The sequence below is a fragment of the Pedobacter fastidiosus genome (assembly GCF_014306625.1).
GTDB lineage: Bacteria > Bacteroidota > Bacteroidia > Sphingobacteriales > Sphingobacteriaceae > Pedobacter > Pedobacter fastidiosus.
Genome location: NZ_JACRYL010000007.1, coordinates 238366 through 261042, shown reverse-complemented (window position 1 = coordinate 261042; position 22677 = coordinate 238366). Strand labels below are relative to the sequence as shown.

Annotated in this window: 22 protein-coding genes; 9 read left to right on the top strand and 13 right to left on the bottom strand. The window is 35.4% G+C overall.

All coding sequences use genetic code 11. The features are described from left to right. Positions 1 to 33: 33 nt before the first annotated feature. Entirely contained in the window at positions 34 to 1578 is a 1545-nt protein-coding gene (locus H7U22_RS10015; protein WP_187071220.1) for a glycoside hydrolase family 10 protein, read from the bottom strand. A gap of 211 nt (positions 1579 to 1789) precedes the next feature. On the opposite strand from H7U22_RS10015, the gene H7U22_RS10010 reads away from it, so the two are divergent. Next, positions 1790 to 2692, top strand: a complete 903-nt coding sequence (locus H7U22_RS10010; protein WP_187071219.1) for a hypothetical protein — start codon at positions 1790 to 1792, stop codon at positions 2690 to 2692. 17 nt (positions 2693 to 2709) lie between these two features. On the opposite strand, the gene H7U22_RS10005 is transcribed toward H7U22_RS10010, so the two are convergent. The 4 genes from H7U22_RS10005 to H7U22_RS09990 all read right to left on the bottom strand — a co-directional run bounded on the left by H7U22_RS10005 (position 2710) and on the right by H7U22_RS09990 (position 8623). Beyond that, on the bottom strand, positions 2710 to 6441 hold the full coding sequence (locus H7U22_RS10005) for a sensor histidine kinase (protein ID WP_187071218.1): 3732 nt from the start codon (positions 6439 to 6441) through the stop codon (positions 2710 to 2712). A 163-nt stretch (positions 6442 to 6604) separates the two neighbouring features. Continuing rightward, complete coding sequence (fabD, locus tag H7U22_RS10000) at positions 6605 to 7489, bottom strand: ACP S-malonyltransferase (RefSeq protein ID WP_187071217.1); 885 nt, start codon at positions 7487 to 7489, stop codon at positions 6605 to 6607. 83 nt (positions 7490 to 7572) lie between these two features. Beyond that, positions 7573 to 8205, bottom strand: a complete 633-nt coding sequence (gene folE / locus H7U22_RS09995) for a GTP cyclohydrolase I FolE (RefSeq protein WP_187071216.1) — start codon at positions 8203 to 8205, stop codon at positions 7573 to 7575. A 7-nt stretch (positions 8206 to 8212) separates the two neighbouring features. Continuing rightward, the gene (locus tag H7U22_RS09990) at positions 8213 to 8623 is read right to left on the bottom strand and encodes a 6-pyruvoyl trahydropterin synthase family protein (protein ID WP_187071215.1); all 411 of its coding nucleotides are present in this window, start codon (positions 8621 to 8623) and stop codon (positions 8213 to 8215) included. 100 nt (positions 8624 to 8723) lie between these two features. On the opposite strand from H7U22_RS09990, the gene mqnB reads away from it, so the two are divergent. Further along, a complete protein-coding gene (gene mqnB / locus H7U22_RS09985) occupies positions 8724 to 9350 on the top strand; it encodes a futalosine hydrolase (RefSeq protein WP_187071214.1) in 627 nt (208 codons plus the stop codon). Between the two features lie 40 nt (positions 9351 to 9390). Further along, entirely contained in the window at positions 9391 to 10239 is an 849-nt protein-coding gene (locus H7U22_RS09980) for a menaquinone biosynthesis family protein (protein ID WP_187071213.1), read from the top strand. Positions 10240 to 10331: 92 nt separating this feature from the next. Here H7U22_RS09980 and H7U22_RS09975 read toward each other — a convergent pair whose 3' ends face one another. From H7U22_RS09975 to H7U22_RS09940, 8 genes are all read right to left on the bottom strand, one after another. Then, positions 10332 to 11027, bottom strand: a complete 696-nt coding sequence (locus H7U22_RS09975; protein WP_187071212.1) for a response regulator transcription factor — start codon at positions 11025 to 11027, stop codon at positions 10332 to 10334. A gap of 169 nt (positions 11028 to 11196) precedes the next feature. Beyond that, positions 11197 to 13029, bottom strand: a complete 1833-nt coding sequence (locus H7U22_RS09970) for a sensor histidine kinase (RefSeq protein WP_187071211.1) — start codon at positions 13027 to 13029, stop codon at positions 11197 to 11199. 194 nt (positions 13030 to 13223) lie between these two features. Next, positions 13224 to 13733 (bottom strand): hypothetical protein, encoded by a 510-nt coding sequence (locus H7U22_RS09965; protein ID WP_187071210.1) that lies wholly within the window; start codon positions 13731 to 13733, stop codon positions 13224 to 13226. 145 nt (positions 13734 to 13878) lie between these two features. After that, the gene (locus H7U22_RS09960) at positions 13879 to 14490 is read right to left on the bottom strand and encodes a hypothetical protein (RefSeq protein ID WP_187071209.1); all 612 of its coding nucleotides are present in this window, start codon (positions 14488 to 14490) and stop codon (positions 13879 to 13881) included. Positions 14491 to 14553: 63 nt separating this feature from the next. Further along, entirely contained in the window at positions 14554 to 15132 is a 579-nt protein-coding gene (locus tag H7U22_RS09955; protein ID WP_187071208.1) for a hypothetical protein, read from the bottom strand. Position 15133: 1 nt separating this feature from the next. Further along, on the bottom strand, positions 15134 to 16405 hold the full coding sequence (locus H7U22_RS09950) for a cysteine peptidase family C39 domain-containing protein (protein WP_187071207.1): 1272 nt from the start codon (positions 16403 to 16405) through the stop codon (positions 15134 to 15136). Between the two features lie 106 nt (positions 16406 to 16511). Next, positions 16512 to 16994: a hypothetical protein gene (locus tag H7U22_RS09945; protein ID WP_187071206.1), complete on the bottom strand. Its 483-nt coding sequence runs from the start codon at positions 16992 to 16994 to the stop codon at positions 16512 to 16514. 204 nt (positions 16995 to 17198) lie between these two features. Beyond that, positions 17199 to 17567, bottom strand: coding sequence for a DUF3127 domain-containing protein (locus tag H7U22_RS09940; RefSeq protein WP_187071205.1), 369 nt, complete (start codon positions 17565 to 17567; stop codon positions 17199 to 17201). 71 nt (positions 17568 to 17638) lie between these two features. On the opposite strand from H7U22_RS09940, the gene H7U22_RS09935 reads away from it, so the two are divergent. The 6 genes from H7U22_RS09935 (at position 17639) to H7U22_RS09910 (ending at position 22641) form a co-directional block, all read left to right on the top strand. Further along, positions 17639 to 18832 carry a THUMP domain-containing class I SAM-dependent RNA methyltransferase gene (locus H7U22_RS09935; RefSeq protein WP_187071232.1) on the top strand — a complete coding sequence of 398 codons (1194 nt, stop codon included), beginning with the start codon at positions 17639 to 17641 and terminating at the stop codon, positions 18830 to 18832. Positions 18833 to 18868: 36 nt separating this feature from the next. Further along, positions 18869 to 19363 (top strand): hypothetical protein, encoded by a 495-nt coding sequence (locus H7U22_RS09930; RefSeq protein WP_187071204.1) that lies wholly within the window; start codon positions 18869 to 18871, stop codon positions 19361 to 19363. Between the two features lie 281 nt (positions 19364 to 19644). Beyond that, positions 19645 to 19923, top strand: a complete 279-nt coding sequence (locus H7U22_RS09925; protein ID WP_187071203.1) for a helix-turn-helix domain-containing protein — start codon at positions 19645 to 19647, stop codon at positions 19921 to 19923. An 88-nt stretch (positions 19924 to 20011) separates the two neighbouring features. Further along, positions 20012 to 20656 carry an HD domain-containing protein gene (locus H7U22_RS09920; RefSeq protein ID WP_187071202.1) on the top strand — a complete coding sequence of 215 codons (645 nt, stop codon included), beginning with the start codon at positions 20012 to 20014 and terminating at the stop codon, positions 20654 to 20656. A 96-nt stretch (positions 20657 to 20752) separates the two neighbouring features. After that, entirely contained in the window at positions 20753 to 21283 is a 531-nt protein-coding gene (locus tag H7U22_RS09915; RefSeq protein ID WP_187071201.1) for a hypothetical protein, read from the top strand. Between the two features lie 101 nt (positions 21284 to 21384). After that, positions 21385 to 22641, top strand: coding sequence for a putative DNA modification/repair radical SAM protein (locus H7U22_RS09910; protein WP_187071200.1), 1257 nt, complete (start codon positions 21385 to 21387; stop codon positions 22639 to 22641). The last annotated feature ends 36 nt before the right edge of the window (positions 22642 to 22677 follow it).

Here is a 22677-nt window from a genome sequence, read left to right as displayed (position 1 = left end):
TTTTCCCTAATCAGAAACTGGTCTAGATTTCAGCTATTCTTTTGCTAATGGAACTTCTACGCCAACTGGTCCGCTAGGTTCGCTTTCATTTTTTAAACGATCTAGTGCCGTTACTAAATAACTATAACGCTTTCCGCTTTCTACGCCAGTATCAATAAAAGTAACGTAATCTTCGAAACTGATTTTAACGATGTTTTTAGGATCTAAAATTGAGATTTTTTCACCCTCACCAAATCTATAAACCACAAAGCCCGATGCGGTTTCTCCATCTTTGGCTTTTGTTGGAAGTTGCCATTTTAAATGAACACCATCTTTCAAAGCATCGGCTGTTAAAGCTTGTGGCTGATTCGGTGGAACTTCATCCAGCCATGGCATTTGTGGAGGCAATGCCGGATATTTGTATAAATCGGTTTTTAAAGAATCGCCAACTGCTCGGGCTACTGTACTTAACGATTTTGAAGAGAAGAAAACACTTCCTTGAATTCGATTACTTTCTCTCAAATATCTAATCTGGTTTGGAATTTCTGAAGGATTTTTCCAAGCCATTTCAGCTCTCGAATTTACTAAATAAGCCCCCTGACCGATATAAACATGCCGCCCATAACTATTATTGCTCCACCAATCTACCAAGGTTGCATAAGGTGCAACTCTTCTGCTAAAAGTAAAATAAACCTGAGGATTAATATAATCTACCCAACCCTGCTTAACCCATTTCCGACTATCGGCGTATAATTCGGCATAATTAGAAAGACCACTACTGGCAGAACCCTCAGGATCCTCGTATTTGTTGCGCCAAATTCCAAATGGACTGATTCCGAACTTTACATATTTTTTGTAGTGATGAATGCTATCGTCCAGCTCCTTGATTAGTAAATCGACATTGTTTCTCCGCCAATCTTTAATATCCGAAAAGTTGTTTGGGTTTTTATAAAAGGTATCGCCATCATTAATTTTTTGTCCTTCTAATGGATAGGGATAGAAATAATCATCAAAATGAATCCCATCTACATCGTATTCCTTAACAACATCTAGTATTACTTGCACAATATATTCTCTTACTTCAGGTATTCCCGGATCAAATTGTTTCTTTCCTCCGTAATTAAAAAACCATTCAGGATGTTTTTTAGTAACGTGATCGGCACTAAAAACTGTGCTAGAACCCATGCTGGCTCGATATGGATTAAACCATGCATGTAATTCCATTCCTCTAAAGTGAGCTTCTTTAATTGCAAAAGCTAAAGGGTCATATCCGGGTGCGGGTGCCAAGCCTTGCTTGCCCATTAACCATTGGCTCCAAGGTTCGCGAGATTTTGCATAAAAGGCATCGGCCGCTGGTCTAACTTGTAAAATAATGGCATTCATCCCTTGGCTTTTATGTCTTTCCAGAATTCCAATAAGTTCTTGTTTTTGCTGATCTACGCTTAACCCCGGTCTAGATGGCCAATCAATATTGGTAACAGTGGCCACCCAAACGCCTCTAAACTCTCTTTTTGGTGCAATTTTTGATAATGCTTGAGCATTTAATATAAAAGGTATTACAATTAAAGTTAAAAGTGCGTATAGAAAGTTTTTAAGCATTATTTCTGTCTTGTTTTTTATTCAGGATGTGTGTTTGTGTTCATTTGAATACAAATTGAACATTAGCAAGTAAACGATTTTTTTTAAAAAGTCATATAATTTTTGTTAAAAATTTTAATTTGCATCCCTATTTAAAAATAAATTGTGTGCCACCATTTACCTATGGAAATCCAAAATTATATTAATTTGAGAAGATACAGCATTATTAAAAATGGAACCACAAAACGTTAATAAGGGCGATAGAAACAAAATTTACTTTCTAGTTATTGTTATTGTAGCCTTAATAGGAACCAACGCATTCCTATTTTTTAAAGATCGACAGCAGAGCCAAAAGTTTGTTACAGTAAGTACCGAAAAAGACAAGTTGCGCCTAGAAGTTGAAAAGATTGAGGTTGAGCTAGATAAGGTAAACGCATTGAATCTTGATCTTGGAGAGAAGTTAGAATCGGAGCAAAAGCTTGCACGAGAAAAAATTGCCGAGCTCAAAGTTTCTTTAGAAAAAGGTCAAATTACGCAAGGCGAATTGGATAAAGCATACACTCAAATTAATGAGTTAAAAGTTTTTGTAAAAAACTATAACGAGCAAATCCTTCAATTACAACGCGATAATATTTTTTTGAAAAACAGTCGCGATAGTCTTGAAAGCACATTAAAAAGCATGACAGGAAGGGCCTCCAATCTTGAAAACGAGAATTCTAACTTAAATGCAAAAGTTAAAACCGCTGCGGCACTAAAGCTTCAAACAGCAGAAATTATTGCTTTTAGAACTAAATCGAGCGGTAAAAAAATTGAAGTAACAAAATCTTCTGGCGCAGAAAAACTAAGCGTTCGCTTTAACATTGTGCCTAATGAACTAGCAGAAAAAGGTCACCATAATATTTATTTAAGAGTCTTTGACCCGGCTGGCAATCTGCTCGCTGATGAAAGCAATCGCTTCGAAGCCGATGGACAGGAAATGCAGTACAGCCATTCTATCTTCATTAATTACAACAATGACGAAAGTACTTACGTTATCGATTGGGCAAACCCTAGGCCATTTATAAAAGGTATTTATACCGTAATTTTATATGCTGATGGCAGTACGCTGGGCAAAGCGCAAATCGATTTAAAATAATAGCCTTTAAATTTCCACTAAGCCAATGGAAACGTTAAATAAAAGATGGTTCCAACGCCAATAACCGAGGTAAAAGTAATGGTTCCACCTGCGTTTTCAGTTGCCTGTTTCACAAAGGCCAATCCTAAACCAGTACCCGAGGTTTTTGTGGTAAAGTTTGGAACAAATATTTTATCGTGTAAAACGGGGTCTATGCCTTTTCCATTGTCTTTAATCTCAATGTAAACATTATCGTTATCGTTATAAAGAACTGCTGTTATACAACACTTAGAATCTCCATCAATAGCTTCAATTGCATTTTTAAAAAGATTGTTAAAAGTGCGAAGTAACTGATCACTATCGGCAAGAATATGTAGGGTAAAAGTGGCTTTGTAGAGAATATCAATTTCCACATTTTCGGTACTTTTAAAAACTTCGCGGGCACGTTCTACTATAGGCAAAATCTCCAATTTCTCTAAACGGGTATCCGGCATCTTTGCAAAATTTGAAAATTCTGATGCAATTTTAGAAAGACTATCAATCTGCTCGATAAATGATTTACTAAACTTATTAAACTTGATTTCGAAATTTGGATCTTTCTCTTTCCATGATTTTTCTAGCAACTGCACACCCAATTTTAAGGGTGTTAAGGGGTTTTTAATCTCATGCGCTACCTGCTTGGCCATTTCTCGCCATGCACTTTCACGTTCAGATCGTGCTAGTTTTAATGCGCTATCTTCCAAAGCCGCAATCATATTGTTATATTCCTTAATTAAGGAACCAATTTCATCATGTCTTCTCCAAACTATCGGCTCGTTTCTTTGGCCAATTTTTGTTCTACTAATGCTTTCTTGAATAAAGGTTAGTGGACTTGTAATTTGATTGGCCAAGAATACCGCCAATACCCCAATCGCTACAAATACAAGGGCATAAATATTGATTAGATTACTTACAAATAGTGCAATTTTATCGCTGTATTCTTCCTCGTTAGAATAGTTTGGTAAACTGATGAAAGCGATGGTTTTATTCTGCGCATTTCTTATTGGAGCGTATGCGGCTGCGTAGGTTAAAGAACCTATTTTTTCTTTTGAATTGATAAATTCTGAACGTTGCAAATCGTGCAGATAGATGTAGGCCATTGGCCCCATTTTCCGCCCAATCACTTTAAAATTGAAGAGCTTTGGATAGGTTGTCATCATCAAATCTCCTCGGGTATCATAAAGATTTAAATCAGCGTTATTTATATCGGCAAAAGTGTTAAAATCTGCAACAGAATTTTCATCGTTTGATATAATTCCATTGTTAAAAACCTGCTTTTCAAAGTTTTGCTGAACCTTTCTTATTTTGTCTTTAATCAAAATATCCTGCTGACTTCTATACTCATTATTCATGTAATAATAAGTTGTCCAACCCACAATTAGCAGGGTGGCAACAACAGAAAGTACAATAGATAATTGAATTCTTGTTTTATATAAAATCTTATTGGCATTAATCATTAACGATCTATTGATGCTAAACCAGCCAACCCGATCATCATCCAAGTTTTTAATTAGCCAAACAAGACCGTAAAGGAGTAAAGAAAATATAATAAATACAATGAAGAAAAATGATAACGCAGCCAAACGCTCTACATAACCTACTTTCTCCTTGCTAATTACAACCATCTTACTGTCTGACGGTTTATAAATTAAATGGCTATAGTGCAGTTCATCATCACTACTATTAACAAAATCATCTTTAACGCCTTTGAAAATGCTCCCATTTAAAGGGTAAGTGTAATTTCCAGATTGATTAAGCAGTTTATTGTTGCTATATAGGGCAATCGAGTAGCCTTTAAAATCATCATTCTTGATTAATTTTTGATCTCCCAATAAATCTGGCAAGCGATTGTTATAGTTGTAGGGCTTTGATCGAAGCTCCAGAATAAGCGTTCCCTGTAAACTATTTTTGCTAAATACGGGGATGATTCCGAAATAATCCTGATAGCCAAATGTATTATTTACCTGATAAAAATAATTTGATCCATCTATTTTTACCGATCCGGCTTCTACCAAATCTTTATATTTTTCTATGGGTTGAGAATTGCTCTTATTTATAGATTTTTCTAACTTATTGTAAGGATAAATCTGATAATCATATCGGGTTAAATAACCATCCAAATAATCTTTTATGTGGTTTTTTAATACAGCATATTTGCCACTATCGCTCTCCGTAAAAAATTTAACCAAAAAGTTATCCGTTAAGAGCTGATTCTCCAAGCCATTTAAAGCGATAATAGCACTCGGATCGTCAGATGACTGTACTTTACGGGCAAGTGGTTCTCGTAAACTCCTTTCTGTAATGTCTTTGTACTTGATATATTTAATAGAAGTATTAAACGCTAAACAGAAAAAAACAATGGCAAGTACGCCTATAGAAAAGCGAACTTCTTTTAAATAAACACTCCGAACGATTATAAAGAAAACTAATGCGAAAACAATAAAAAAGGCTGTAAAATCTGTGCTCAATTTATAGATAAAAACAGCCAAAAATCCGATGATGAATATGGTGAGCCTTTCAGAATTGTTTACGTTTAACTGCCTACTTACCGATGTGGAAATAATGGTAACCAAATAAATTTGAAACCAAACCAAGCACAAAATCACAATACTTACCCAGCTTGTTCCACTTAGTTTAAGAATGTTTACGATATCGAAATTGATTTTTGAATTGTAGATTAAACCAAAAAACACATCATCTGCCAATACGGTAATAAACCCTATAAATACCAGCATTGCAATGTGAATAACAATACCAATAAACTTATTTTGCTTAACCCATTCTCCAAATTTGTATTGTTCTTTGTGATTATAAACAAATAATAATACCCAAGTTAATGCGATAACATTCATTAAAAAGTCGCCTAGTGACGGCATTAAGAAACTCTCAGCATAGATTACTGGATCAAATAAATCGACTATAAAACGATGATTAAACCATCCATAAGACAAATCTGTTAACCGAAATATTAAGAAGAAGCTGAGTAACAAGAGCGTACCCAACATAATATGCCCTTTTCTTGCAACCAATGAGGCAAGAGAATTAAAAAACATACAAATGCAAAGCAAACCTGCAATAAATAGCCACAGCTGGGTTGGCGAATAGTATTTATCTATATAGCCGGGTTTGATTTTTAATCCAAAAAGAAATTTATTATCAAGACTTTTAATCGTGTAAACATCCTTATCGGTGAACGATGCGGAGGTTAACATTTTAGAATTTGACAGCAGTGGATTTAAGTCGTTTTTGAAGTATTGATTTTCTTTTATTGAATATTGATTTTGAATCGCAATTAAGAATATTAAGCTAAAGTCTCCATGGGTTTTCTTAATGGTTTCGTACCAGCCATTAGAAAGGAAAAGAACAGAAGTACCCTCTTTTATATTCGATGGATCTATATCTGAAACATTAAATGTACTCCAGAATTTAAGTTTGCTATTTTGATAGGTTAAAAGATTAATGCCCTCCTTTGTACGATAAGCTTCTAAAAAACTTAATGCCTCATTTGGATTTAGGTGATAGTTTTCTGCGCTGAAGACTTTCTCCTTATCAGATATGAAATTCTCTACAATTCTTTCTTTGGCTGATAGATTTTCCTGCAGTTGCTGTGCATCTCGCTCCAACAATTCATTTTTAGAGGTAAATCGACTTAATGAAATCGAGGTTGCGATTAGGCAACAACCCAAAACAAGCAGTAGAAATCTTATTTTTACACCAAAGCTCAATTTCATCGATTTTGATAAAGATATTAAATTTAGATAAATAAAAAGGGTGTCCTTCAGTACAACTCGTCATCCCTAATTAAAATCTCATGCGCAAAAACTGTGCTTAACTTAAGAGATTCTGAAAATCAGCAAGACGAGTGCCTTTAGAACACCCTCATAAAATATTATTCTAGGCTACTATTGTTGCGCTACTGGTTTGCACCTCGCGACTAACCTTTTTAACTAAGCCTTGTAAAACATTACCCGGACCAACTTCTACAAATTCTGTAGCACCGCCTGCAAGCATATTTTCAACCGTTTGTGTCCAACGTACTGCTCCAGTTAATTGTTTAATTAAATTCTCTTTAATTTGAGCTGGATCAGTGTAAGGTTTTGCATCAACATTTTGATAAACAGGACAGATTGGTGCCGAAATGGCTGTGTTCTCAATTGCCTCTTGTAATTCTATTTTAGCTGGCTCCATTAATGGAGAGTGAAAAGCACCGCCAACATTTAGTTTTAAGGCTCTTTTTGCGCCTGCTTCGGTTAGCTTTGCACAGGCCAAATCAATTCCTTCAATACTACCAGAAATAACCAACTGACCAGGGCAATTATAATTTGCAGGCACCACAACAGCATCAATTTCCGAACAGATTTTTTCTACTACATCATCAGCTAAGCCTAAAATTGCTGCCATGGTTGATGGTTGTGCTTCGCAAGCTTTCTGCATTGCATTTGCACGAGCGATAACCAACTTTAAACCATCTTCAAAACTTAACGCATTTGCAGATACAAGTGCAGAAAATTCACCCAATGAGTGTCCTGCAACCATATCAGGTTTAAAATCATCACCCAAAACCTTGGCTAAAATAACCGAGTGCAAAAAGATTGCCGGCTGGGTTACATTAGTTTGTTTCAGTTCTTCATCCGTTCCGCCAAACATAATATCACTAATGCGGAAACCGATAATTTCATTCGCCTTTTCAAATAATTCTTTTGCTAATGGGTTCTCATAAAGATCCTTACCCATACCAACAAATTGTGCTCCCTGACCGGGAAAAATATATGCTCTCATACGCCTTAATTCCCTAAAGGGGAAATTACTATTTGTAAAACTATTAATTCTTAATACCCTTGCTCCCTTTTAGGGGCTGGGGGCTAATCCAAACTTGCCGTTATCAACCTTAAAAACTCTGCTCTTGTTTTATCGTTACTTAAAAAAGTACCTGTAAAAGCAGATGTTGTAGTAACCGAATTTTGTTTTTGAACGCCACGCATGGCCATACATAAATGCTTGCATTCCAATACTACGGCAACACCCATTGGGCTCAACGTATTTTGAATGCAATCTCTAATCTCGTTGGTTAAGCGTTCTTGTACCTGTAATCTACGTGCAAAAGCATCTACTACACGCGGAATTTTGCTTAACCCAACAATGTGTCCATTAGGAATGTAAGCAATATGTGCTTTGCCAAAAAATGGCAACATATGGTGTTCGCACATAGAGTAAACCTCAATATCCTTAACTACAACCATTTGGCTATAATCTTCTTCAAACATGGCCGATTTTAAGATCTCATCAGGTTTCAAATCGTAACCATGCGTTAAATATTGCAAGGCTTTTGCAACACGCTCAGGTGTTTTTAATAATCCCTCGCGTTCAGGGTTTTCACCCAATTGACCAAGAATATCTTTATAATGTGATGCTACAGCCTCAATTTTTGATTCGTTATAACGGTCTATTTTTACATACCCGTCTCTCGATTCTCCTTTTAAATAGTCTTTTTCCATTTAGGTTTTAGCCAAAGTATTCTACGTAATTATTTTCTGTTTCGTAAATTTTAACCGAGTGTAAAGTTGCACCACTCTCCGCAATTGGGGCTATAAGTTGTTCCCAAACTGCTATGGCTAAATTTTCTGTCGAGGCCAGTTTCCCTTTCATAAAATCTACATCAAGATTTAAGTTTTTATGATCAACCAAATCTACAACATAAGTATTCATAACATCCTTAAGCCACTTTAAATCAACAAGAAAACCCGTTTCTGGATTTACCTCACCTTTTACCGTAACATACAACCAATAATTATGACCATGCCAATTTGGGTTAGCGCATTTGCCATAAACTTCAGCATTTTTTTCATCATCCCAATCGGTACGAGCCAGTTTATGCGCTGCGTTAAATGATGCTTTTCTCGTTATATAAATCATAATAAAAAATAAAGCGCAAATATACTGATAAAGCTTAAAGCCTAAACATCAAAGCTTAAAGAAACCCACTTTAATCAAAACAATCTACTAAATTTACCTTATGAAAACATTGATTGTTGCCGCTACAAAAGCTGAACTTACTTTTTTTTATCAGCATTTTAATTTGCCAGAAGGCGATTTTATCGAAGCAAAAAATTTCGATTTGCTCATTACAGGCGTTGGAATGGTAGCAACTGCATTTTCTTTGGGAAAACATTTAAAAGCATCAAAATATAACCTTGTTCTTAATTTCGGCATAGCCGGATGTTTTGATCGAACCATTGAGTTGGGAAGTTTACTAAACATTACCGAGGATGTTTTTGCCGAACTGGGTGCAGAAAATGGAGATGATTTTTTAACCATTACCGATTTGGGCTTTGGCGAAAATCATTTTCACTCTAAATCGAACATAAAAATTGATTTGCCAAAGGCGAAAAGCGTTACCGTAAACTGCGTAAGTGGCAACGGAAAAAGTATTGATAAACTTGTGAAAAGGCTAAATCCAACAACGGAAAGCATGGAAGGTGCGTCTGTTTTTTATGCCTGTAAACAAGAGCATATAGATTGCCTGCAAATTAGAAGTATTTCCAACTATGTTGAACCCAGAAATAAGGAAAAATGGAAAATTGGTCTCGCCATTAAAAATTTAAATGATTGGGCAATTGCTTTTATTACAGATATGAATTGATTATGACGAAGTAATTTATCGGAGTCCTTAATTTTGATTTATGAAACTTACACTTGGTTTTTCGCCCTGCCCTAATGATACGTTTATCTTCGATGCCTTAATTCACCATAAAATTGATACTGAAGGTTTAGAGTTTGAAGTTTTATTTGATGATGTAGAAACTCTAAATCAGAAAGCTTTACGTGGCGAGCTTGACATTACCAAACTAAGTTTTCACGCTTTCGCTTATGTTGCCGATCAATATGCATTGCTAGATGCAGGAAGTGCATTGGGCTTTGGCGTTGGCCCGCTTTTAATTAGCGATAAGTTTACACCCGAAACCCTTGCCGAGCACCTTAAAGCAGAAACCAGCGATTTAAGAGTTGGATTCCCCGGGAAATATACCACCGCAAATTTCCTTTTGGGAATTGCCTATCCGCAACTTCAAAATAAACAAGAATTGGTTTTTTCTGAAATCGAATCTGCTTTGCTAGAAGATAAAATAGATCTTGGATTAATTATTCACGAAAACCGCTTTACTTATCAAGATAAAGGCTTAACCAAAATTGTTGATTTGGGCGATTACTGGGAGAAATTGACAGGCTGTGCCATACCTCTTGGCGGTATCGTAATCAACAGAAATTTAGATCGTGAAATTCAGTTAAAAGTTAATCGTTTGATCCGGCAATCGGTAGAATATGCTTTCGCTCATCCAAAATCTGGAATCGAATTTATTCGCGAACATGCACAGGCGATGGATGAAGCTGTAATGTACAAACACATTGAGCTTTATGTAAATAAATACAGCATCAATTTAGGAGAAGAAGGTCGCAAAGCGATTGACACCCTGTTTAACTTAGCGCAAGAAAGAGGTATCATTCCTGCGCTTCAACAGAACTTGTATATATAAATAAATCGTCATTTCGAAAGGGCCTTTGCGAAGAGAAATCTGCAAGAAGATTCTGATAGCTTTCTCTCCGTTCGATATGACGAATAATTTTTCTAGCTGACTAAAAGTTTGTAGCCTTTTCCGTGTACGTTAATAATTTCAACGCTTGGATCTTCTCTTAAATATTTACGCAACTTACTTAAAAACACATCCATACTGCGTCCGTTGAAATAGTTATCATCATGCCAAATGCTTAACAGAGCTTCTTCTCTAGTTAAAACTGTATTTTTCTTTAAGCACAATAAACGCAATAGTTCTGCTTCTTTGGTTGATAATTTTTGGTGCAGACCGCCAAAGGTGATGATCTGTGTAGTATAATCGAAATCGTATTTACCGATAGAAAATTGAGTTTCTGTCGCTTCTTCGCTTCCATCAGCCTTATTGGAAACGCGTTTAAACATAGCGTTTATACGCAACAAAAGTTCTTCAATACGGAAAGGTTTTGTAATGTAATCATCGCCACCTAAATCGTATGCCGCAGATTTATCTTCGAGCATGGTTTTAGCCGTTGCAAAAATAATGGGAACCTGAGCATTTACTTTTCTGATGTCTTTTCCCAATGTAAAACCATCCTTTTTAGGCATCATTACATCCAGAATGCAAAGATCAAAGTTTTGCTTGTTAAAAGCTTTTAATCCTTCATCGCCATCGGTACAGAGCACTACATCAAACTTGCCTTTCAACTGCAAATAATCCTGCAACAATAAACCTAAATTAGGATCGTCCTCTACCAGAAGTAATTTTTTCATTTTCTTTAATTTATTCACGTATATACCATGGCCTACACTTAAAGTTTGATTCTGCATAACGATATAATTTTATGGATAACAAGTTATTAAGCCACTATATTAACCATTTTACACCTGCAAAATCACAATGTATCGATAAAGCAACCTTTTGTACCGATGGTTGGTCGGTTTATAAAGGTAAAGATATTTCGAACTTCGTTCCCTTATCTTTTTCGCTACTTACCTTAATGCTGCCATTTAGTTGTTTGATAATATCTTGAACGTAATTTAGCCCAAGCCCGAAGCCCTTTACATCGTGTAAATTCCCTGTCGGAACCCGGTAAAACTGATCGAAAATTCGTTTCGAATGTTCCTTTGTCATCCCTATTCCTTTATCAGCAATTTCGATAATTAAGTTCTTCGCTGTATTTCTTGTAGTAATGGTTATTTCGGGCGTTTCTGCACTGTACTTGTTCGCATTATCTATTAAATTGTAAAGCACGTTTGATAGATGCAGTTCATCACCATAAATGATTGCATTTTCTGCATCCGTATTTACAGTTAAAATAGCATTTCTTTTTTGAAGTTGCAGACTCATGCTGTCTAAAACAATGAGGATAAGATCGTTCATATCTACCTCACTATTTTCCATTTTCATCTCGTTTTTTTCTAAACGGGCAATGCTTAAAACACGTTCAATATGATTTCCCAAACGCACGTTTTCATCGTAAATTATGCCCGCCAAACGTTTCAGTCGGGCTTTATCTTCCGTTACTTCTGGGTCTTTAAGTGCTTCGCTGGCAATCATAATCGTAGCAACGGGAGTTTTAAACTCATGCGTCATATTATTGATAAAATCCGTTTTCATTTCTGATAATTTCTTTTGCTTTAAAATTGCATAAAGCGTGTAAGAAAATATAAAAACTAGAACCAATAAAAGCCCTACAGAAGAACCTAAGGTAACTCCTAAATTGGAAATTATTGCTGCATTTTTATCTGGAAAACTAACGATTAACGTTCCTGGATCGCGAAATAAATCGTTACCAAAAATGGGGACCTTATACGTATTTTTTGGCAAGAACTCTTCTTTTGTGTGCGAAGCTTCTATAAATAAAACCGAATCTTTATTGGCTAGCGAAATTTTATAAGCGGGTTTCTGCGTAATGTTGTGGGCGAGCAATTCAGTTTTAAGCAAGGAGCCTAAAGCATTATAATTTATCCTTTTATAAATTGGAACATTTACCTCTTTCATTTCATTGGCCACATCTTCCAACAAACGAGAACTAGTATATGGAGTGGTATCTTTGCCTAAGGCGGCAATTTTTAAATCCAGTTTCTTTTTAGCAATCTGATCTTCCTTTTTAAATTTAAGGGCTAAATCATCAGAAATTTTAGGTAGGCCAACCAATAGCGGGTTTCCAGTTATTGGATCGTTAACAAGATAACGAATGGTATCTGGCAAGCTTTGAGGCGTACGGAAATTAAAGGTTTTCGAATCTGGTTCAAATAACTTCGAACGCATGCTGTACGATTGCAATTTAAAGTCTTTATCAACCATGGCATCCATCTGTACATCTAACCTTGCCCCGCCCGGCAAAGGAGTTTCTTCGGTTGTTAAAGATTTATAGGTTACTTCTGATAGCATTTGTGGCCTTCTATAAGAAACCCGAATAATACTATCCTGATTATTCAAATATTGCTCAATTTGTACCTCACGTTCCTCTTGGCGAATCTCAGATTCCTGAACATATTGTTGCTTTAAATCTTTAACATCTAAAGTTCGTTGCCTTAAATTTTGAAGTTGTTGCAACTTATTTTCAGCATCTTTTTTGTTGATGTGCTCTGCAGCATTTCGCCTTTGAACTTTATTAACAACATCACTTAAGGTTTGGTTAACTTGCTCATCGAAAAGCTGAGATTTTAGATTATAAGACTCCCTGATGTAATACAATTGCATTACAAATACGCCAAGTAAAGCCACCGTCATTAAAACGGTAATAATCCAAAAACTTCTTTTTTTCATTAAAATGAGTGGTTAATTGCGATTTAAAAGATTAGGGTATCACCTTTAAAAGCAATTAGCTATCAAAAATACTTATTAGCTAAGTTACCTGTTTGTTTTTAACATATTTTAACAACGGACTATAAGCCTGTTAATGAAGGGTTAATAGGTTAGAACCAATCACTTGTAGGAACTGAAAAGTAAAAGCAGAATTGTTAATCTGCAAGTTTCGGCTCTATTTTTTGGGGTAGTATCTTGCTAAGATCGATTATCAAAGCTTCCAATTCCTTAATTGGAATTAGTGCAACACATTCAATTTGTGATTGATCAGAATCGAAAAGGAGCACACCCTTATCTTTATTTTCGAATTCGCCCGGCTTTATGGAGCATTTAAGATTTTCAATAGATATTTCTTTCTTGTTACCTTTAAACCAACCATAATCTGCCTCATAAATTATTTTTTCTGGTCCTAACGTGATCACTTCTTCTCCAAAAGTATTCCACAATGAAATTCTAAGTAAATAATAGCCCAATAAGAAAAAAAACGCAATCATAATGACTGTGAGAAATGTAATTCCACTACCATCTGATAAATTTGAAGTAATCCCGTAGGCTGGCAAAATAAAAAACAAAAACGCTGTAGGAAATAAAATTATTCTAATGATTATGGGAGATTTACCAACCTTTAAAATTAATGTATTATCCTGAAAAGTAATTTGTTTCATATTTAGTAAAAATTCAGCTTAAAGTTTCGTGCTATTCTTCTATGCCACAGTCTAGCGCAAGCGGACGCTTGCGCTAGAGTAAGCTTAAGCCAGACTGGGGGAGGGGATTTGAAGGCGCACCGATATGCTACGACTTAGTTATCAATTATTTAATTATTCGATCAATATTTGTTCTATCTAAACCATAATAATCGATCAACCATCTATTATCAACTTTGGTGAGCGTAAAAATGTATTGGTTAATGTTAGTAATGTCAAACTTCACTATTGCCTTATCGTATATTATATTAATTTTTGTAAATCTCCCTTTTTTTATATGGTCCAAAATATCTTCCGGCTCGAAGCCAAAAATAGGGTCTAAATTAAGGCCTGGAATAGCAAACTCCCCTTCCCTAGCCGGAAAAGGCTTTACTAATTCTATTTCATCTGCAATTTTTTGATGGTATTGCCTTAAATCATTTATAAAACTTTCCGAAAGACAATTGCTTGATCTCAAATGTACCAGATAGCTTTCAACAGCTTTCATATCTATATTTACTTTTATCAATGTGTCTATCTGTTTCCAAACAATAATTGGATGATATTTTATACCTGAGTCAACTTGTTTGGCTGTATCAACAATTTGATCCAAGCGATACCATTTTAAAAAATTTATAATTGTTCCTTTAATTTTTACTATCTCTCCATTTTCTTTTTTTTGTCCATAACCTTGACTAAAAAATAATGAAAAAATGAGTATTAATATTAACTTATTCATAATATTATTTTTTTATGCTTTTACGAACTTGAGTAATAATATCAGCATAAAACCTTACCAAAACTATTGCCTAAATAGACTTTGCATACTTGAATTATTCGGGCCAATATAATCTATCTCCCAATCATCATTTTGCTTTGTCAAAATAAAAATCATATCAACACCTTTGGTAAAATTCATTCCTATTAGAGCTTTGTTATAAATTATCAAAGATTTAGTAATTGTTACTCTAGTTAAATTATCTAGAATAAGCTCAGGTTCGAATGTATTGAGAATAATATCCTGATCGAGGCCATCAATTTTAATAATTTCATTCGGTTTTCTTTTTGGGCCAATAAATTTTCCGTAATAATTAAAATAATCTTTTAGTTGATTGATATACTGCTCAGATACAAATTTACTTTTACGAAAAACATTATAATATCTTTCTAAGCTATCTATATCGAAGTAAGTTTTCGTTGAATCTAATTCGTCATATCTGGGTACAAAATATGCTGGACCCTGAATATTTTCACCACCTTTTTTATGCCAAGCTAAAAAATTCACAATCCTATTTTTTATTGTGCTCTCTTGAGATAATTTAACTTGTGCTGAACAAAAATTAATGGTAAACATTAAAACATAAAATGGAAACCTTTTCATATTATTTTTTTATACTTTTTCTAACTTGGGTTACAATAAAATCATGTCGGCCACTTCTAATTCCATATTGGCTCATTGTTTTGCCTGTTATTTTTCCTGTTACTGAATCAAAATATAATTTATTATTTTGACTAGCGCCTAATGATGGCCAATTAGTAGAACTGTCCATAAATTGAAAATATTTTCCTTTTATGTCGGTACCTGTTCCAATTATAACAATAAAATGATCTGTTGAATGATCTTTATTTGCCAATGGAGCACCAGCTTTAGCATCAATTCCAACTAAAACCGGGATTCCATTATTCAGTTTTTCAATCATATAACTAATAGCTTGCTTTGTTTTTGTCAAATTCACTTCTCCAGTTTCAGTATAAGTTTGAAAAATCTGAGGCGATCCAACATAAAAGCCTGAAACTGTATAACCTTTCTTTGCCATTTGCTCTTTTGCCAAAATTAAGCAATTTACTGTTTCAGTAGTTGATCCTGCAACATAGCGGTTAGGAACAAAATCATCAAATTTTATAACTTGTTTTATAATAGGCCATGGCTGATTATCTTGATATTGTTGATATACAGTTTGGTCAGGATCTGTTAATACAACATCATCGGGATCTGTCCAATTATCTTCATCTGGATTGGATATTACTTCTGTTGTGGGTAAAAATTGACTTTTGAAATCATTGAAATTTATTGCTGGATTAATCATCAGATATCCCACCGCCCAATCTACAAACTCCTTATTTTCTGGGGTATCACCATGTATTACCAAATAGGTTACCAAGGCATCATAAATATTATTGTGTGCCAACAGGAAATTTTGTTTGTCGGCATCGGTTATGGCCAAGAAATTGGCGATCACATCCAATTTCAGCTGGATTGGCTTAGGGATGCATGGAGGTACTGGAACAGAATTAGCATCTGCTCCCGGATCGCCATTTGTTTTTGGAGCCCTTGGTATCTGGCCGTTTCCTCCGCAATCATCTGGTGGATATGCTCCACCTCCACCTGGTGCTGCGGGATTGCCGCCTCCACCGCCACCACCACCTCCTCCACCAGTTCCCGGTTCTGAAGGTAGATCACAAACAGGTCTGCAATCGAAAAAAGTACAGGACAACGTTGCACAGACCGTTAGGCACAGATCACATTTAATACTGCAGTCACCTGTTTTTGGACACTTTCCATTTGGCCATCTCGTACAGAAACCTATCGCACCGCCAATCTGGTCCTCACCGTCCAAACTAGAATTTTGCATTTTCCCATCCGAACTTAACATTCTGCTCTTAATAATAGATGATGTATTTGGCGATCCAATCGGATTATATACAAGTTTCCTAATCGTTTTACCCGACCAATCCTTTACTATGATACGGCCTGAATAATTATTTCTGCTTCCGTGAAGCCAAGGCGGAGTCCGGCAATAGCATTACCCATTCAGCATGAATAACCTGCAAACTGTCTTTATACATAAAAAGATAGTTGAGTGCACTCAATGGCATTAGTTCATTTTTGGCTTCGTTAACTACAGCATAAGCATTCCCGAAGTCGATCGGCATCTTTACCGAATTACCGTTAGCAAGCATTTTTTGATATGTCTGGTTCCAAATCGGCTGTTTATTGGTTAAATAGTTATCTGCAGTTACTCCGTTGCCTACTTCGCTGGTCGACATCAGCTTTTCTGGCTTTGTGCCCTGCCTCAAGTTTGCATCAAAATAAGCTTTGGCTTCCGCAATGGATAGCGAGTTTTTAAGTACGCCAGAATTTGGCTGGATTATATCTTTTCGGCATCCCTGCACAATAAAAAGAGATAAGAAAATAAGGAAAGCCAAAGCCTTGCCTTTTGAGATTGCTAACGGATTCATCATATAGGTTTAAAATAATTTTGCAGTTATTTTAGGGATGATGAAATCACAATATAGGAAATAAAATATTTATAATGGTTGAAATGTCATGAACGACAGACGTGGTGTCATGAACGACATTATTTTAAAGAAAAAAGGGCAAAAAAAATGCCGGAATAAAAATTCCGGCATGGTTCAAAATTGTTTGCTTTAAAAAAGATTCTTTATTTAGAAAGGCAAATCATCATCTTCTCCTGGTGTGCTGCTCACATCAACCGGAGCTGCATAAGCTGGGGTGTTTGCTGCTGGTGCACCTGCTGCAACAGCATTGATACGCCAAATAACCAAACTGTTAAAATATGATGTTTTACCCGCTTTGTCTGTCCAAGGGCGACCACGTAAATTAAAGAAAACTTCAACCTCATCGCCTGCTTTAAATGTATCTAATAATGCAGCTTTATCTTGTAATGCCTCAAAACGGATATATTCCGGGTATGTTGGATTTTCTGCGTATTCTACTATTAAATCACGTTTTTTAAACGTTTCACTTACTTGCTGAGTGGCACCTACTTCGTGTACTTTTCCTTTAATTTCCATATCTAATACTACTTAATGTACTATAAACATCAAATCTCAATAATTTTATTGATAACTTCGCATATATTATGATGCAAGTTTTCCACAATAAAAGCAAGGTAATTATTACCTGCAACAAGCGCCTTTCTCCGTATTTACAAGATGAGGTTACCGCACTAGGTTATACAATCGAAAGATCATTTCAAACGGGTGTTGAGCTAAATATCACCCTTACAGAGTGTATTAAGCTTAATTTGAACTTGCGTTGCGCCAGTCAGATTTTGTATTCGATAAAAAGTTTCAAGGCCATTACGCCCGATGATTTATACAACGAGGTAAAGGAAATTGAGTGGGAAGAATTGATTGATTTTGCAGGTTATTTCTCAGTAACTTCTAATGTGGATAACCCAAATATTACAACGCCACTTTTTGCCAATTTAAAGGTAAAAGATGCCATTGTTGATCGCATGAAAGAAAAAAAGGGCATTCGCCCAAATTCTGGTTCTGATGCCAATAAAGCTGTAGTACATTTATATTGGAAAGATGCTGAAGCAGATATTTTTATAGATACATCTGGCGAAACACTAGCCAAACATGGTTACCGTAAAATACCTGGGAAAGCACCAATGTTGGAGGCTCTAGCTTCTGGTGTAATTTACGCTACCCAATGGGATAAAAAATCACCCTTTATTAACCCAATGTGTGGTTCTGGTACTTTAGCCATTGAGGCAGCATTAATTGCAACCAATCGTGCGCCAGGTTTATACCGAATGAATTATGCTTTTATGCACATTTTGGGCTATAATGAAGAAGAGTTTTTTGCAGAGCGCAGAATCTTGAAGGACCAGGTAATTAAAAATGTCGATTTAAAAATTATTGCTTCCGATATTTCTGAAGATGCCGTTGAGGTAACTCGTAGAAACGCAAAAACTGCTGGTGTTGATACGATTATAGAATTTGAAGTTTGCGATTTCGAACTTACTCCAGTTCCGGAAGATGCAAAAGGTGTTGTGGTTTTCAATCCAGAATATGGCGAGCGTTTAGGGGTTCACAGTAAATTAGAAACCACCTATAAACGAATGGGCGATTTTATGAAGAGCAAATGCAAGGGCTATACAGGTTATATTTTTACCGGAAATCCTGATTTGGCTAAGAAAATCGGCTTAAAAGCTTCGAAAAAAATCGAGTTTTACAATGGTAAATTAGATTGCCGAATGCTGGAGTATGAGTTGTATGATGGTTCTCGCAGACTTCCACAAACCGAAACTCAACCAGAAAGCGAATAACAACCTAATCTTTTTTTGTAAACGTAGGCCTTTACTATGGAATTTGATGATATGGACCACATGCCAGACTGGGATTACTTTACCCGGCATAGGCTAAATGATGCTGAAGATAAAAACCAATTCTCGTTAAATACAGAAAAAGATAGATTAAAAGTTGTTCGTGCGAAAGCTTTATACAACCAAGCTAGAGCAGTTTACAAATACGCTGCTCTATTTTGCGAAACTCTAAAAGGTGAAATGGCCGAATTAACGAGCAGTTTAATTATGCAAAATGCATTAATGCTTTGTCCGAAAATTGTTGGCGCAGAGGGAGCAGATCTGTATTCTTTACGTATGGAAAATGCCTCGATTATTAGAACAAATTGTAGAGAAATGGAAACCCAGGTTAAGGCTGCTGAACTTTTCGAAATCTGCAATCCAGAATATAAAGAGATTGTTTTAGCCGAAATAAACAAATTCCGCCTGCTATTTATCGAATGGGTTAAGCACTTTGAAAAAGATGAATTTGAAGATGATTGGGGTTTATTTTAAGCTTCCGGACTTAGGCCATTATCATTTCCAAAAATAATGTCCCTCAATCTGTTAAATTAAATCCTTCGAATAATTTTTATTAATTGTTACTACAAACCTCTGATTTTGAACAACTAAACAGAATATGTTAAACAATTTGGTTGTTAAATTGTATGTACTAAGATTCGAAGTAGTACGTTCACGCGTGTACCTTTAATACACAAGAGAAAAATTTGTAAAAATCCAATTGCCACTTAGTTTCGTTTATAATAGTGAACATTTAATAAAATTATCCTATCCCTATGGAAGATCTATTTGCTTTAAAGACGAAGAATGTTGCGGGAAATATTAGAAAAATTAGAGAATATAGAGATTACACTCAAGATTATCTTGCAGCAAAATTAAAGATTTCTCAAAATGCTTATAGTAAAATAGAACTTGGTTACAGCAAGTTAACTATTGAGCGTTTATTTCAAATCGCATCCATCTTAGAGGTTGAAGTGACTCATTTATTGACACTTGACCATACAGATCTGATTAAAATCATCACTCCAGATGATAAATCAGTGGCAGTTGGATAATTCAGATTGCCAAAAATTAAATTAAAAGTATTAACATTTTTTTCGGCCTAAAGTATTTTCGAATACCTTTGGGTTGAAAGAAATAGTTATGCAAAATTCCATCAATAGTACCATTGCCTTCGTTAAAAAAACGCTGGAAAATGCTGAAGCAGGCCACGATTGGTTTCACATAGAACGCGTTTATAAAACGGCATTAAATATTAATGAAAAAGAAAAAGGGCATGAGCAGGTTGTAATTTTTGCAGCGTTGTTACATGACATTGCCGATCCAAAATTTAACAATGGCAATGAAGAACTTGGCCCTAAAGTAGCAGAAGATTTCTTGACATCAATTTCGATTAATGAAGACGTAATTGCTCACGTTAAACTCATTATTCAAAATATGTCGTTCAAAAATAGCTTTGATAGTTCAGGTTTCACCTCAAAAGAAATGCAAATTGTGCAAGATGCCGATCGTTTAGATGCCATTGGTGCAATCGGCATTGCTAGAGCGTTTACATATGGTGGTTATAAAAACCGAGTGCTTTACGACCCTGCAATTAAGCCAGAGCAACATCTAACCAAAGAGAGTTACAAAAATACAACTGCGCCAACCATCAATCATTTTTACGAAAAACTTTTGTTGCTTAAAGATATGATGAATACAGATGCTGGAAGAGCCATCGCTTTGGAAAGACACAATTTTATGCTCCAATATCTTGATCATTTTTATAATGAATGGGAAGGAAACTAAAGTTATTTCTAAATTAAATACTTACGGAAGAATACTGATTTCTAAGTATTTGATTTTATGTGATTTGCCCGTAAATTAGTGGTAAATCTACATCCCATGCAATCTTACAAACTTAAATACCACAAGAACAGTCTGTTGCTAATTACAATGATTGGTTTTCCTATTGTTTGTGCAACCATCATGTTTGCATTTCTATCTAACCTGCCACAATCTTTACCAGAGTGGGCAATGCTCATTATGGTGTGTTCCTCTCTGGTTTTAATGGTTGCATTTTTGTTTTGGATGATTAATACACAGCTTATTGTAAGGTGTGCTGTAAAAGTAAACGATAAAGGAATTAACCTCAAAATAGATCAGCCTAGTTTGTTTTATAAACCAAAGGATTTTTTTGCTGGCTGGGAAAACGTAAATCACATCACAGAAAAATTTGATGGCAGAAACGGTAGTTATTACTATCAGGTAAGTTTTAAAAATCCATCTTTCAACGCCAACTTTAACGCACTTAATGGTGGTGAAGAAGAAGCAGAAAAATTTTACACCGAACTTCGATATTTTCAAGAAACTTATAGTTTAAATAAATTACCGAAACAACGGAAACAAGAATATTCTCCTAATATTTGGGTTTAATGCATAACCTAATAATACTTCAATAAAGAATATCATTTAGCGTGTTTTTGCTAACTTAATTAGTTTTAATTTACTATTTTTGTTAGTAAATCTTCCTAACTATGTCTGATCGAATTCGTGAAAAATTAAATATTCTTGCTGATGCCGCCAAATATGATGTTTCATGTTCATCAAGTGGTGGCACTCGGAAAAATGATAATAAAGGTGTAGGCGACAGTCATACATCAGGCATTTGCCATACCTATACAGAAGATGGTCGATGCGTTTCTTTACTCAAGATTTTACTCACTAACCATTGCATTTACGATTGCCTTTTTTGCGTTTCGAGAAAGAGCAATGATGTAAAACGTGCGGCCTTTACCGTTGATGAAGTGGTAGAATTAACCATGAATTTCTATCGCCGAAACTACATTGAAGGGTTATTTTTGAGTTCTGGGATTTTTAAAAATGCAGATTTCACAATGGAACGCCTGCTTTTGGTTTGCAAAAAACTCCGGTTAGAACAACGTTATAATGGTTATATTCATTTAAAAACAATTCCTGGCGCTAGTGATGAATTGATTAAAGAAGCTGGTTTATACGCTGATAGGATGAGTATTAACTTAGAAATGCCTACAGAAGCTGGACTGAAACTTTTGGCGCCAGAAAAAAGCCATGCAGATGTGATTAAGCCTTTAGGTTTTGTTCAGCAAAACATAGTTCAGTTTGCTGCGGATAAAAAGTTGATTAAGCACGTTCCAAAGTTTGTACCAGCTGGCCAAAGTACACAAATGGTAATTGGCGCAACGCCAGAAAGCGATAAGGATATCATGTACACGGCAAATGCATTTTATAAAAATTTCGCTTTAAAACGTGTTTATTATTCTGGCTACGTGCCGATTAGTAACGACAGCAGAATGCCTATTTTGGGTACTCAGCCCCCGCTTTTAAGAGAAAACAGATTGTATCAAACCGATTGGTTAATGCGTTTTTACGGCTTTAAAGTTCAAGAGCTTTTAAATGATGCAAACCCAAACTTGGATGTAGATATCGACCCTAAATTAAGTTGGGCCATTCGAAATATGCAACATTTCCCTGTGGATATTAATAAAGCAGATTATAGAATGATTTTACGAATTCCTGGAATTGGGGTAATGTCTGCACAAAAAATTGTTCAAGCCAGAAAATTTGGAAAACTTAGAATAGATCAATTAAAAAAAATTGGTGTTTCTTACAATCGTGCCAAGCATTTTATTACCTGTGCGGATAGCCCTTATCAGTTAAGGGATTATCAAGGAACTCAGATTAAGGCATTTATTATGGCCGAGAGTCAGAGTAAATATTTGAAGACAGATAGCAATCAGATGATTTTGTTTTAGATAAATATTTAGCAAAAACCGTCCTTTCGACTGGAG